The 12,840-nt window shown below is 70.1% G+C and carries 12 protein-coding genes; 2 read left to right on the top strand and 10 right to left on the bottom strand.

All coding sequences use genetic code 11. The annotated features are described in order from the left end of the window. Positions 1 to 148: 148 nt before the first annotated feature. Together ABZ855_RS11565 and ABZ855_RS11560 are read left to right on the top strand one after the other, a co-directional pair. Positions 149 to 1,024 carry a 3-hydroxybutyryl-CoA dehydrogenase gene (locus tag ABZ855_RS11565; protein ID WP_360804698.1) on the top strand — a complete coding sequence of 292 codons (876 nt, stop codon included), beginning with the start codon at positions 149 to 151 and terminating at the stop codon, positions 1,022 to 1,024. Between the two features lie 193 nt (positions 1,025 to 1,217). Then, entirely contained in the window at positions 1,218 to 1,475 is a 258-nt protein-coding gene (locus ABZ855_RS11560; RefSeq protein WP_319207891.1) for a hypothetical protein, read from the top strand. Positions 1,476 to 1,510: 35 nt separating this feature from the next. Here ABZ855_RS11560 and ABZ855_RS11555 read toward each other — a convergent pair whose 3' ends face one another. The 10 genes from ABZ855_RS11555 to infC all read right to left on the bottom strand — a co-directional run bounded on the left by ABZ855_RS11555 (position 1,511) and on the right by infC (position 12,650). Beyond that, positions 1,511 to 2,050, bottom strand: coding sequence for an NUDIX hydrolase (locus ABZ855_RS11555; RefSeq protein ID WP_360804695.1), 540 nt, complete (start codon positions 2,048 to 2,050; stop codon positions 1,511 to 1,513). A 130-nt stretch (positions 2,051 to 2,180) separates the two neighbouring features. Continuing rightward, positions 2,181 to 3,530, bottom strand: a complete 1,350-nt coding sequence (locus ABZ855_RS11550; protein ID WP_360804692.1) for a transcriptional regulator — start codon at positions 3,528 to 3,530, stop codon at positions 2,181 to 2,183. A gap of 223 nt (positions 3,531 to 3,753) precedes the next feature. After that, positions 3,754 to 4,764 carry a PP2C family protein-serine/threonine phosphatase gene (locus tag ABZ855_RS11545; protein WP_360804689.1) on the bottom strand — a complete coding sequence of 337 codons (1,011 nt, stop codon included), beginning with the start codon at positions 4,762 to 4,764 and terminating at the stop codon, positions 3,754 to 3,756. Positions 4,765 to 5,010: 246 nt separating this feature from the next. After that, positions 5,011 to 7,515 (bottom strand): phenylalanine--tRNA ligase subunit beta, encoded by a 2,505-nt coding sequence (gene pheT / locus ABZ855_RS11540; RefSeq protein WP_360804686.1) that lies wholly within the window; start codon positions 7,513 to 7,515, stop codon positions 5,011 to 5,013. Further along, the gene (pheS, locus tag ABZ855_RS11535; RefSeq protein ID WP_360804683.1) at positions 7,515 to 8,642 is read right to left on the bottom strand and encodes a phenylalanine--tRNA ligase subunit alpha; all 1,128 of its coding nucleotides are present in this window, start codon (positions 8,640 to 8,642) and stop codon (positions 7,515 to 7,517) included. Before pheS ends, pheT begins: the two co-directional genes overlap by 1 nt. A gap of 145 nt (positions 8,643 to 8,787) precedes the next feature. Then, positions 8,788 to 9,969 carry an ATP-binding protein gene (locus ABZ855_RS11530; RefSeq protein WP_360804680.1) on the bottom strand — a complete coding sequence of 394 codons (1,182 nt, stop codon included), beginning with the start codon at positions 9,967 to 9,969 and terminating at the stop codon, positions 8,788 to 8,790. A 55-nt stretch (positions 9,970 to 10,024) separates the two neighbouring features. Continuing rightward, positions 10,025 to 10,870 (bottom strand): RNA methyltransferase, encoded by an 846-nt coding sequence (locus tag ABZ855_RS11525; protein ID WP_360804677.1) that lies wholly within the window; start codon positions 10,868 to 10,870, stop codon positions 10,025 to 10,027. A 275-nt stretch (positions 10,871 to 11,145) separates the two neighbouring features. Beyond that, the gene (gene rplT / locus ABZ855_RS11520; protein WP_105974242.1) at positions 11,146 to 11,529 is read right to left on the bottom strand and encodes a 50S ribosomal protein L20; all 384 of its coding nucleotides are present in this window, start codon (positions 11,527 to 11,529) and stop codon (positions 11,146 to 11,148) included. A gap of 100 nt (positions 11,530 to 11,629) precedes the next feature. Beyond that, positions 11,630 to 11,824, bottom strand: a complete 195-nt coding sequence (rpmI, locus tag ABZ855_RS11515) for a 50S ribosomal protein L35 (protein WP_055528302.1) — start codon at positions 11,822 to 11,824, stop codon at positions 11,630 to 11,632. A 106-nt stretch (positions 11,825 to 11,930) separates the two neighbouring features. Then, positions 11,931 to 12,650, bottom strand: coding sequence for a translation initiation factor IF-3 (gene infC / locus ABZ855_RS11510; protein WP_360804913.1), 720 nt, complete (start codon positions 12,648 to 12,650; stop codon positions 11,931 to 11,933). Positions 12,651 to 12,840: the final 190 nt, after the last annotated feature.

Genomic DNA, 12,840 nt, shown 5'->3' with positions numbered 1-12,840 from the left:
CTCCCATGTGAGGCCCGGACAATCGGGCAAGGGCCGCCGAAGGTAACGTGCAGGTTTGGCGCAGGCACCGGACGGACGGAAGACCCCGGACGACCGCGGGCCCGCGCAGGCCGGACGGCCCGCGAAGAGTATCTGTGAAAGGGACGATGTGACGGACAGCCCAGTGGGAGAGATCTCACGCGTCGGAGTTGTGGGCTGCGGCCAGATGGGAGCGGGCATCGCCGAGGTGTGCGCCCGCTCCGGGCTGGACGTGAAGGTCGCCGAGACCACCGGCGAAGCCCTGGAGTTCGGCCGTACCCGGCTGTTCAACTCCCTCTCGAAGGCGGCCGAGCGCGGCAAGATCACCGAGGAGGAGCGGGACGAGACGCTGGCGCGGCTCAGCTTCACCACCGACCTCGGCGAGTTCGCGGACCGCGATCTGGTGATCGAGGCCGTCGTGGAGAACGAGCAGGTGAAGACGGAGATCTTCCAGGTGCTCGACCAGGTGGTGACCCGCCCCGACGCGATCCTCGCCTCCAACACCTCCTCGATTCCCCTGGTGAAGCTGGCGGTTGCCACCTCCCGGCCCGACCAGGTCGTGGGCATACATTTCTTCAACCCGGCCCCGGTGCAGAACCTCGTCGAGCTGATCCCGGCGCTCACCACCTCCGAGGGCACCCTCGCCCGCGCCCAGCTGTTCGCCGAGAAGGCCCTCGGCAAGCACGCGATCCGCGCCCAGGACCGCTCGGGGTTCGTGGTGAACGCCCTGCTGATCCCGTACCTGCTCTCCGCGATCCGGATGTTCGAGTCGGGCATGGCCAGCCGCGAGGACATCGACAACGGCATGGAGATGGGCTGCGCACACCCCATGGGCCCGCTGAAGCTGTCCGACCTGATCGGCCTGGACACGGTCGCCTCGGTCGCGTTCAGCATGTACGAGGAGTACAAGGAGCCGCTGTACGCCGCTCCCCCGCTGCTCCAGCGCATGGTCGACGCGGGCCGGCTGGGCCGGAAGTCGGGCTCGGGCTTCTATACCTACGCGTGAACATCACCCAGCGTCATGCTGGGATCTTCGTGGGCCCGGCACTCTTCGGAGTGCCGGGCCCGCCGCATTCACACACCGTGTGCGCGCCGGACACGCATATGCCGTTCGCACACTCTCCCCGACTGCCCACCAGGCGAGTTGACTCTTCACCGCGCAGACAAGGGATGTGACGACTACGGAAAGGAGCGGACAAGTGACCGCCGACCCGGAGCATCCCGGAGCCCATGGAGAACTCGCAGAGTTACGCCGCCGCCTCGATGTCGCGTACGCGCGCGTCGAGGGAGGGCTGGCCCTGCTCAGTCATCGTACGAAGGAGACGGACAAGGAACTCGACGACCTGAGCACCCGCGTCGTCCACCTCGAACACGGTCGATGGCCGCTGCCGGCCGTCGCGGCCCTCACGGCCCTCGGAGCACTGGTCGTGACGGTCTGGCAGGCCCTCGGACGCTGAGCGAAGCCCCGGGCGCACCCAGCGCCCTCGGCACCCTAGGCGTCCTCGCCGAGTCTGAGATGGTGCAACAGCATGAGCGCGGCCGCCATGTTGGCGGCCGGGACCTCCCCGCGGGCGACCATGTCGGGGACGAGCTTGAGGGGGATCCACTCCCGTCGGTCCGACTCGAAGTCGTCCACGGGGTGCCCGATGTACTCGCCCTCCTCGGCCCAGTAGATGTGGTGCCGGGCGTCGGTGAGCCCGTTGGACGGCTCGACGCTCAGCAGATGCCGTAACGGTCCCGGCCGCCAGCCCGTCTCCTCCTCCAGTTCCCTGGCGGCCGCGAGGACGATGTCCTCGCCGTCCTCCACCACCCCGGCCGCGAGTTCCCACCCCCAGCTGTCGGTGATGAACCTGTGCCGCCAGAGCAGGAGCACCTCGTTGGCCTCGTTCACCACGGTCGCCACGGCGACCGGCCTCAGCCGTATCAGGAAGTGGTCGAGGTGCCGTCCGTCCGGCAGTTCGACATCCGCGAGATTGACCCTGAACCAGCGGTTTTCATACACAGTTTGTTCGTTCTGTTTCGTCCACTGCACGGTTCTGCCACCTTCCGCCGAGTAGATGGCAATATGGCAGCAGGAGCGTGCTGACAGCAGGTACACAGAATCCGCCCCGACGCACGGTTACCCGGGAACCGGCGCGCCAAAGGTGTCGCCCCAAGGGTGTCTAGAGCGGTACGCGCAGTGCCCCGTCGATCATCTCGGCCGCCTCGGCCGTGCCCGCGCAGCCGTTGCGCACCAGGTGTTCCCGCACCGCCCGGAGTCTGTCCCGCAGCCGCTGGGACTCCATTCCCCGCGCCTGCTCGGCCATCTGCACGGCGGTGGCCACGGCCTTGTCGGCGTTGCCCCGGCGCAGCTCGATCTGGCTGAGCATGGCGAGCCGGTGCACCCGGCCCCGGTCGTGCGCCGGGGTATCCACCGCGGCCGTCGCGTGCTCCCCCGCCGCCGCCAGATCACCGAGGCTCAGCAACGCCTCCGCCACCTGGACGTTGACCAGCCCGGGCTGGACATAGCCCGTTTCGTCGGGCTCGTAACCGCGCCGGATGCGATCGGCGGCCTGCTCGGCCCGCCGGATGCAGGACAGCGCGCTGCTGCCGTCGCCCAGATGCGCGTACGCCTTGGCCTGCATCGCGTAGAGGTCGGAGGCGAGCGCCGGCGTGATGTGCTTGCCCGCGGCACGCAGCGCGGCCTCCGCGAAGGCGACGGCCTGCCTGAACTCCCGCATGAACAGCGCCTGGTTGACCAGCAGTCCGATGACGTACGCCCCGAGGCCCCGGTCCCCGCTGGCCTTCGCCAGCCGCAGCGCCTGATGGAAGTAGCGCTGGGCGAGACCGTGGGCGTCGGAGTCGTACGCGCAGATGCCGGCGATCGCCACCAACCCGCCGGTGGCCCGGTGCAGTTGGCGGCCGGTGGCGTCGGTGTAGCTGCCGCGCAGCAGGGGCGCGGTCTCGGCGTTCAGGAAGCCGACGATCCGGGCGCGGGTCGCGACACCGCCGGCCTTGCGGTACATCTGCTCGTAGTGCGCGCGGGCCGAGCGGAGCATCTCGATGTCGGCCATGCTGACCCGGTGTCTGCCGCCGCGCGACACATCGACGTCCTCGGGCGGGTTCTCCCACTCCCACACCGGCATCACGGCGGGCGTGCCGGTGACGGCGGGGGCGCCGAGGAGGTGCGGGCGCTGCTGTTCGTCGGAGCGCCACAGGGCGGTCGCCCGCTCCACGAACCCGGACAGCGAGGTACCGGCCGAGCCGAGCGGGCCGGCGGTGTCGCCGGGCACGCCGAGCCCGATGTCGTCCAGCCTGACCGGGCGGTGCAGACGGGCGGCGAGCACCTCGCAGATCAGGTCGGGCACCTGGCCACGGGGGCGCTGCCCCTTCAACCACCGTGCCACGGCGGTGTGTTCGTACCGCAGGGCGAGGCCACGGGCCCGGCCCGCCTGGTTCACATGGGCGGCGAGTCCCGCGTGCGAGATGCCCGCCTCGTCGAGGATCGCGTCGAGCAGGGTGTTGGGCTGCATGGATGCCCTCCGGTGGCTCGGTGCCGGCGGTGCGCCTACCGCGCCCGTCAGCGTAGTGTGTCCGGCTTCACACGGGGTGTGATCGAAGTGCCCGAATTCATAGCGTGCGCGCGCTGTCGCGGAGAGTGTCCGTCCGATTGACTGAAATGCCTCGCAAGAGGCCGCCGGGCCGCCGGCTCCCCCTCGTAAGTACGGCGGCCTGGCTCCCGCGAAGGCGTGCGGCTCACGTGACCTGATGGGCGATCGGGAGTTCCTCTTGCTGTCTCGGGAGGTGGCCGCGGTCGTTTCTCAGTACGAGTACCGCGACGTCGTCGGCCGGAGAGCCGCCCGTATGACGCAACAGGCGAGAGAAGACAGCCCCCAACACCGCCTGCGGCGAGACGGGTTGAGTGCGGACGGCCTCCGCCAGCACCGCCGGGAGGGGAAAGAACCGGCCATGAGCGTCGCGGGCGTCCTCGACCCCGTCCGTGTGCAGCAACAGGGCATCACCGGGGAGCAGTTGGCCGCAGTCTTCGGCGGAGAGCTCGGCCGGCAACGGGAACGGCCCCAGTGGAGGCAGGGGTTCGTCGACCGTGAGTACGTCGGCCCGGCCGCCGCTGAGCAGATACGGCGCCGGGTGACCGCAGTTGAAGGCCCGCATCTCACCGTCCCCGCCGATCTCCAGGAGCAGTACGGTGACGAACTCCTCGCCGGCCTGACTGTGTGACTCCTCGCTCAAATGCCGGTCCAGCGCGCGCTCCAACTTCCTCAGTACGCTGCCGAGTTCAGCCTCGTCGTGCACGGCCTCGCGGAAGCTGCCGAGTACGGCGGCGACGGTCCCGATGGCGGCGATGCCGTGTCCGCGTACGTCGCCCATCACGACCCGTACACCGTGCTCGGTGGCGATGACCTCGTACAGGTCCCCGCCGACCACGGCACCCCGGTCGGCGGACAGTTGGGCGGCGGCGACCCGCAGCCCGTCGATGCGCTGCGGCAGCGGACGCAGCAGCACGCTCTGCGCCGCCCCGGCGACCTTCCGGGCGATCCGCAACTCGCGCATGAACGTCCGGCGGACGTGCAGGACGAGCCCGGTCCCGACGGCGAAGAAGACGGCGCTGGTGACGATCCGAGCCCCCAGCCCGTCCTGCTGGGCGAACGGGCAGACGAGCTTGTACGTGATCGCCGTGGCCCCCCACACGGTGGGCAGCGCAAGCGAGAGCATCCGCCGCGAGGACCCGCACCTGATTCGGATCATGCCGATGGTCCCCCAGTCAGGCCCTGACAACAGAATCGGACCGGCCCCAAAAGGCCGGTCCGATTCTGTCGACCAGATGCCCCGAAGGACCAGATCGCCCGAACTTCTCACCCGAAGGAGTGAAGTGACCGCTGGGGGGCCTGGGGGGGTGCGGGGGCAACGCCCCCCACCCCCCAGGGGCGCGGGGAACTGCGCGACCAGCCACAACGAACCCGCAGCCAGAAACAGCCCCCGCCCCCAACGGCGCTAACTGCGCAACACCGCTCCCGTACGCTCCCCGGCAAGCGCAACCGCCGAGTCCCTCGCAGCCGACGCCTCCTCAACGGTCAACGTCCGATCAGCAGCCCGGAACCGCAGCGCATAGGCAAGAGACTTCCGCCCCTCCCCCAACTGCTCCCCGCTCTCGTACACGTCGAACAGCCGAAGCGACTCCAGCAGCTCCCCCGCCCCTTCCCGCAGCGCCGCCTCGACAGCCGCGTGCGGCACCTCGCGCGCGACGACCAGGGCGACATCCTGCGTGGCGACCGGGAATGTGGAGATCTTCGGCCCCTCGGGCACACCCGAACTCGCCGCCTCCAGCTCGTCCAGGTTCAGCTCCATCGCACAGGTGCGCGCGGGCAGACCCAGCGCCTTCAGCACGCGGGGGTGCAGCTCACCGGCGTACCCGATGACCGTCTCCGTACTGTCGAGCACGACGGCCAGCTCGGCGCAGCGCCCGGGGTGCCAGGGCCCGTACTGGCCCGCACGGACGAGGAGTTCGGTACCCGACTCCTCCGCCAGGCTCCGTGCCGCCTCGATCGCATCGGCCCAGTCGGCCGGGCGGCCCTTGCCCCACCAGCCGGCCTGCTCGCGGGCGCCCGCGAGGACGACGGCGGCGTGCCGGGGCTGGACGGGGAGCGCGGCCGTGAGGGACGCGATCTCCTCGTCGGTGGGACGCCGGTCGACCGGGAGACGCCCGGCGACCAGCAGCTCGTCCTGCGGGTGGAAGACCAGCCCCGTCTCGAACAGGGCCAGGTCGTGGCTGCCCCGCCCGTCGTTGCGGCGCAGCGCGCCGAGCAGGCCCGGCAGCAGCGTCGTACGGAGGGCGGGCTCCTCGTCGGAGAGCGGGTTGGCCAGCTTGACGACCTTGCGCTTCGGGTCGTCGGCGGCCAGGCCGAGCTGGTCGAAGACGTGCTCCCCGATGAACGGGTAGTTCAGCGCCTCGACATAGCCCGCGCCCGCCAGCGCCCGGCCGACGCGGCGGTGCAGGCGCTGCCGGTCGGTCAGGCCGCGGCCCGCCGGGGGCTTCGGCAGGGTGGAGGGCAGGTTCTCGTAGCCCTCAAGCCGGATGACCTCTTCGGCGAGGTCGTTCGGGTCCGTCAGGTCCGGGCGCCAGGACGGGACGGTGACGATCAGCTCGTCCTGCCCGTACACGTCGCAGCCGACCTCCTGGAGACGGCGTACGACGGTCTCGCGGCCGTAGTGGACGCCCGCGACCTTGTCCGGGTGGTTGGCCGGGATGGAGATCGTGCGCGGCGCGGACGGTGAGATGACCTCGGTGACGCCCGCGTCGGCGGTGCCGCCGGCGAGGAGGACCAGCAGGTCGACCGTGCGCTGGGCGGCGGCCGACGCGGCCAGCGGGTCGACACCGCGCTCGAAGCGCTTGGACGCCTCGGAGGCCAGCTTGTGACGGCGGGCCGTGCGCGCGATGGTGATCGCGTCGAAGTGGGCGGCCTCGATGACGACCTCGGTGGTGGTGCCGTCGGCGTCGTCGATCTCGGTGTTGGCGCCGCCCATGACGCCCGCGAGGCCGATGGCACCCCGGTCGTCGACGATCAGCAGGTCCTCGGGGTCCAGCGTGCGCGTGACACCGTCGAGGGTGGTGAGCTTCTCACCCGGTTCGGCCCGGCGCACACCGATCGCGCCCTGGACGCGGGAGCGGTCGTAGGCGTGCAGGGGCTGGCCCAGCTCCAGCATCACGTAGTTGGTGACGTCGACGGCGAGCGAGATCGGGCGCATGCCCGCCTTCTGGAGGCGGCGCCTGAGCCAGATCGGGGACTGCGCGTCCGGGTCGAGCCCGGTCACCGTGCGCGCGGTGAAGCGGGTGCAGGCGAACGGGTCGGAGACCTCGACCGGGTAGCCGTACGCGTTCGGCGCCGGTACGTCGAGCAGGGCCGGGTCGCGCAGCGGCAGACCGTAGGCGATGGCGGTCTCACGGGCGATGCCGCGCAGGGACAGGGCGTACCCGCGGTCCGGGGTCACGGCGATGTCGAGGACCTCGTCGACGAGCTGGAGCAGCTCGATGGCGTCGGTGCCGACCTCGTGCTCCGGCGACAGGACGATGATGCCGCCGCTGCCGTCGTCGCCCATGCCCAGCTCGTCGCCGGAGCAGATCATGCCGTGGGAGGTGTGGCCGTACGTCTTGCGTGCGGCGATCGCGAAGTCGCCGGGCAGGACGGCGCCGGGGAGGACCACGACGACCTTGTCCCCGACGGCGAAGTTACGGGCGCCGCAGACGATCTCCTGGGGCTCACCGGTGCCGTTGGCGGTGCCGACGTCGACCGTGCAGAAGCGGATCGGCTTCTTGAAGCCCTCCAGCTCCTCGATGGTCAGCACCTGGCCGACGACCAGGGGGCCCTTGAGGCCGGCGCCGATCTGCTCGACGGTCTCGACCTCGAGGCCGACCGTGATGAGCTTCTCCTGGACGTCGCGGCCGGTCTGAGTCGCCGGCAGGTCGACGTACTCCCGCAGCCAAGAAAGCGGGACCCGCATCAGATCTCCATCCCGAACGGCCGGGTGAACCGGACGTCGCCCTCAACCATGTCTCGCATGTCTTCGACGTTGTGGCGGAACATCAGCATCCGCTCGATGCCGAACCCGAAGGCGAATCCGCTGTACTTCTCGGGGTCGACACCGCACGCGACGAGCACGCGCGGGTTGACCATGCCGCAGCCGCCCAGCTCGATCCAGCCCTCGCTGGAGCAGGTCCGGCAGGGCCGGTCGGGGTTGCCGACGGACGTGCCCTTGCAGACGTAGCAGAGCATGTCCATCTCGGCGGACGGCTCGGTGAAGGGGAAGTAGTTGGGCCGCAGCCGCGTCTTCGTGCCCGGGCCGAAGAGCGACTGGACCATGTGGTCCATGGTGCCCTTGAGGTCGGCCATGGTCAGGCCCTCGTCGATGGCGAGGAGCTCGATCTGGTGGAAGACGGGGGTGTGCGTGGCGTCCAGCTCGTCCGTGCGGTACACGCGGCCGGGGCACACGATGTAGACCGGCGGCTCGCGGTCGAGCATGGAGCGGGCCTGCACGGGCGAGGTGTGCGTCCGCAGCACGACACCGGACTCGTCGCCGACCGTGCCCTTGGGGCCCTCGACGAAGAAGGTGTCCTGCATCTGCCGGGCCGGGTGGTCCGGGGTGAAGTTGAGGGCGTCGAAGTTGAACCACTCCGCCTCGACCTCGGGGCCCTCGGCGACCTCGTAGCCCATGGAGACGAAGACGTCCGCGACGCGCTCCATGAACGTGGTCAGCGGGTGGCGGGCGCCGGCCTGTACGCGGTCGTACGGCAGGGTGACGTCCACCGCCTCCTCGACCAGCACACGGGCGTCGCGGTCCGCCTCCAGTTCGGTCTGGCGGGCGGCGAGCGCCTTGCTGACGGCGCCCCTGGCCTGGCCGACGAGCTTGCCCGCGGCGGCCTTGGCCTGCGGGGGCAGCGCGCCGATCTCGCGGTTGGCGAGGGCCAGCGGCGAGGTGCCGCCGGTGTGGGCGACCTTGGCCTCCTGAAGCGCGTCGAGGGAGTCCGCGGCGGCGAAGGCGGCGAGCGCCTCGTCCCGCATGCGCTCGATCTCTTCCGGTTTCAAGGCCTCGACCTCTACAGGGTCGTACGACTTATTCGGTGCCGACATCTCTTCCCGTGCTTCCGGTTGGCTGGCGGATGGTCCCCGTCTACGGCTCGGAGACGAATGGTCCACAGAGAGGGACGCAAAGGTGCCAAAGGCCGAGTCTAACGGGGGTGAGGTGTTCGAACGCGCCCGTGGGGCCTCGGCGGCGTTACTGCAGATACGCCGGGGTGCTCACGGGCAACGTAAATCGGAACTCGGCGCCGCCGCCGGGGGCCCGGCCGACCGTGATGGAGCCGCCGTGGGCCTCGACGATGCCCTTGACGATGTACAGCCCGAGACCGGTGCCGCCGCGCTTGCTGCCCCGCCAGAAGCGGGTGAAGACGCGGTTCATGGACTCCTCCGGGATGCCGGGCCCCTCGTCGCTCACGGTGACCGACGTGGCCGTGTTCTGGTCGGCGTCCCCCTCTCGCGGGGACAGCGCGGCCGTGACGTCGATGGTGACGGTTCCCTCGCCGTGGCGCACGGCATTTTCCAGGAGGTTGCTGAGCACCTGGTCGACCTTGTCCGGGTCCGCCCACAGCGCGGGCAGCGGCTGCGCTATCCGCAGCAGGAACCGGTCGGCGGGCTGGCCTGCGGCGACGTACGCCTGGATGTGCCGGCCGACGGCGGCGCCCATGTCCACGGGCTGGCGGCGCACCTCGAGGCGGCCGGAGTCGATGCGCGAGATGTCGAGCAGTTCGGCAATGAGCCGGGTGACGCGGTTGGCGTCGGCGTCGACGGTCGACAGCATCAGTTTCTTCTGGTCGTCGGTGAAGCGTTCCCATTTCGCGAGCAGGGTCGCGGTGAAGCCCTTGACGGAGGTGAGCGGCGAGCGCAGTTCGTGGGCGACGGTGGCGATCAGCTCGGCGTGGCTGCGCTCGGTGCGCCGCCGGGCCTCGGTGTCACGCAGGGAGACGACGACACGGCGGACCGGTCCGGTGGGACGCGTACGGAGATAGCGCGCCGAGACGAGCACCTCGCGCCCGCCGGGCAGCAGCAGGTTCCGCTCGGGCTGGCCGTTCCTGATGGCGAGCCCGCCGTACGGGTCGGTCAGCTGCCACCAGCGGCGCCCTTCGAGGTCTTCTAACGGAAGGGCCCGTTCGAGCCGCAGGCCGAGGGCGTCGGCGGCGGGGACGGTGGTGATGCGCTGGGCGGCGGCGTTGAAGCAGATGACCCGGCCGTGCTCGTCGGCGACGACGAGCCCGTCCGGCAGGTCGTCGGGGTCGATGCCCAGCTCGGCTCCGAACCCGGCCCGGAATCCGGCTCCGGGCCCGGCGGGATCACCGTGCGGGGAGGCGGGGTCGCTCCGCAATTCCCATGCCCCCAGTGTTCCGCTCGTGCCGACAGTCATCGCCGTACCCCACCTCTCGTACTGGCGCAGTGGGCCCCCGAGTTACGTCACCCTACTAGCTCTGGGTGACGGAACGGCACCCTCCGGAGGCGCGCTGTGCACGGGCGGACGCGTAGAGACATACGGCGGCGGCGGTCGCCAGGTTCAGGCTCTCGGCCTTTCCGTGGATAGGAACGCGCACCACGGCGTCGGCGAGCGCACGGGTCTCCTCCGGGAGCCCCCAGGCCTCGTTCCCGAACACCCAGGCGGTGGGCCCGCCCATGGTCCCGTTGTCCAGCTCGTCGTCGAGGTCGTCGGTGCCCGCGCCGTCGGCGGCGAGAATCCGTACGCCGGCGTCCCTGAGCCCTGCCACGGCGTCCTCGACGGGCACACCGACCGCCACGGGCAGATGGAACAGGGAGCCCACGGAGGCGCGTACGGCCTTCGGGTTGTACAGGTCCACGGAGGCGTCGGTGAGGACGACGGCCTCGGCGCCGGCGGCGTCCGCGCACCGCAGGACGGTGCCGGCGTTGCCGGGGTCGCGCACGTTGGCGAGGACGGCGACGAGCCGGGGCCGCGCCTTGAGGATGTCCTCGAACGGGGTGTCGAGGAACCGGCAGATCCCGACGAGGCCCTGCGGGGTGACGGTGGTGGAGATGTCGGCGATGACGTCCTCGTCGGCGAGGTGCACACGGGCTCCGGCGGCGCGGGCCTCGCCGACGATGTCGGCGTAGCGCTCCGCGGCGTCGAGGGTGGCGAACAGCTCGACCAGGGTGTCCGCGTGCCCGGCCGCCTCCCGCACGGCCTGCGGCCCTTCGGCGAGGAACAGCCGTTCCTTCCCCCGGAAGTTCCGCCGGGCGAGCCGCCGCGCGGCGGACACGCGGGGCGAACGCGGTGAGATCAACTCGGGGGCGGCGGGCATGGGGCTACCTTTTCCAGGGTTCGGTTTCGTTGTCGGGTGCGGGTCCGGTGGGGGTTTCTCGCGCAGTTCCCCGCGCCCCTGAAAAGCAGAGGCTGCGCCTCGTGCTTTTCGGCCCGCAGGGCCGGTGTCTTTGCTTTCAGGGGCGCGGGGAACTGCGCGACCAGCCCCCACCGTGCCCGCACCCGACAACGCACCCAAAAAACGCCCGAACCCACAGGCGGCGAACACCTGTGGGCCCGGGATCACTTCACAAGCCGCTCAAGCCAGCGCGAGCGTCACGCCGCCTTGGGCGCGTTGACATCCGCCGGCAGCGCCTTCTGCGCGACCTCGACGAGCGCGGCGAACGCACCCGCGTCGTTGACGGCCAGCTCGGCCAGGATCTTGCGGTCGACCTCGATGTTCGCCGCGTTCAGGCCCTGGATGAAGCGGTTGTACGTGATGCCGTTGGCGCGGGCAGCGGCGTTGATGCGCTGGATCCACAGCCGACGGAAGTCGCCCTTGCGCTTCTTGCGGTCGTTGTAGTTGTAGACCAGCGAGTGGGTGACCTGCTCCTTGGCCTTGCGGTACAGGCGCGAACGCTGACCGCGGTAGCCGGAGGCGGCTTCGAGGATCGCCCGGCGCTTCTTGTGGGCGTTTACCGCCCGCTTGACGCGTGCCACTTTTAACTCCTTGCAGCGGGGCCGTGGTCGTCGTCACACGGCCCGATTTCGATGGGGTCCCGGTCTTCAGATGTACGTACGGCGCTCGGGCGCCGGTACGTCACTTACCGAGAAGCTTCTTGATCTTCGCGGTGTCGCCCGGGGCCATCTCGGCGGTGCCGGTGAGGCGACGCGTCACGCGGGACGACTTGTGCTCGAGCAGGTGGCGCTTGCCGGCGCGCTCGCGGAGCACCTTGCCGGAGCCGGTGATCTTGAAGCGCTTGCTGGCACCGCTGTGCGACTTGTTCTTCGGCATAGCGCCGTTCTCTCCTCGTCAGTGGCGTTCCGGTGCCCGGTCGTGAAACCGGGCACGGTGGAACGTCATGTGTATGGGTTGCCATCCCAGGGCGTGAGCCCCGGGATCAGACCTCGGCGGATGCCTCGGCCGAAGCCTCGGCGCTCTCCTCGGCGATGCCGGCGTCGTCGACGATGTTCTCGTCGGCTCCTCCGTCGGTCTCCGCGGCGTTCTGCGACTTGCCCGGGTTGGCCTTCGCTTCCGCCTTGCGGGCCGCCTGGGCCTCACGGGCCTCGGCCATCGCCTCGGTCTTCTTCTTGTGCGGACCGAGAACCATGATCATGTTTCGGCCGTCCTGCTTCGGGTTCGACTCGATGAACCCGAGGTCCTCGACGTCCGAGGCGAGCCGCTGCAGCAGTCGGTAGCCCAGCTCGGGCCGGGACTGCTCGCGACCACGGAACATGATCGTGATCTTGACCTTGTCGCCCTGCTTGAGGAACCGGACGACGTGACCCTTTTTGGTGTCGTAGTCGTGCGGGTCGATCTTCGGCCGGAGCTTCATTTCCTTGATGACCGTGTGCGCCTGGTTCTTGCGCGCCTCACGGGCCTTCATGGCCGACTCGTACTTGAACTTCCCGTAGTCCATGAGCTTGCAGACCGGCGGGCGCGCGCTCGCCGCCACCTCGACCAGGTCGAGGTCGTACTCCTGCGCAAGCTCCAGGGCCTTGGCAAGCGGAACAATCCCGACCTGCTCGCCGCTGGGACCGACAAGTCGCACTTCGGGAACGCGAATCCGGTCGTTGATGCGGGGCTCGGTGCTGATGGATCCTCCTCGGTAGCACCACACGGCGGTCTGGCGGACCGTCGCGTATGTCTCTGATGACAATGGGACCAACTACCGGGGCTCATGAAAAATGCCCCGACGGGACACAGGCGGGGCTCCAAAGGAATACCGGAGCACCGCCGCGGTCAACCGCGGGGCGCACATCGGGCGACTCCATCGTCCGTACGGAACGATGGTGGCCGCCTGACCGGAG

Origin of the sequence: Streptomyces sp. NPDC047042 (assembly GCF_040644035.1) — a bacterium.
Taxonomy (GTDB): domain Bacteria; phylum Actinomycetota; class Actinomycetes; order Streptomycetales; family Streptomycetaceae; genus Streptomyces.
The sequence above is the reverse complement of the archived record's forward strand: the minus strand, read 5'-3'. Positions and strand labels throughout refer to the sequence as shown.

Bases quoted from the DNA above. Each gene is read 5' to 3' on its own strand.
- ABZ855_RS11550 (WP_360804692.1), bottom strand. From the start codon at position 3,530: ATGCAGCCCAACACCCTGCTCGACGCGATCCTCGACGAGGCGGGCATC.
- ABZ855_RS11545 (WP_360804689.1), bottom strand. From the start codon at position 4,764: ATGATCCGAATCAGGTGCGGGTCCTCGCGGCGGATGCTCTCGCTTGCG.
- pheT (WP_360804686.1), bottom strand. From the start codon at position 7,515: ATGCGGGTCCCGCTTTCTTGGCTGCGGGAGTACGTCGACCTGCCGGCG.
- pheS (WP_360804683.1), bottom strand. From the start codon at position 8,642: ATGTCGGCACCGAATAAGTCGTACGACCCTGTAGAGGTCGAGGCCTTG.
- ABZ855_RS11530 (WP_360804680.1), bottom strand. From the start codon at position 9,969: ATGACTGTCGGCACGAGCGGAACACTGGGGGCATGGGAATTGCGGAGC.
- ABZ855_RS11525 (WP_360804677.1), bottom strand. From the start codon at position 10,870: ATGCCCGCCGCCCCCGAGTTGATCTCACCGCGTTCGCCCCGCGTGTCC.
- rpmI (WP_055528302.1), bottom strand. From the start codon at position 11,824: ATGCCGAAGAACAAGTCGCACAGCGGTGCCAGCAAGCGCTTCAAGATC.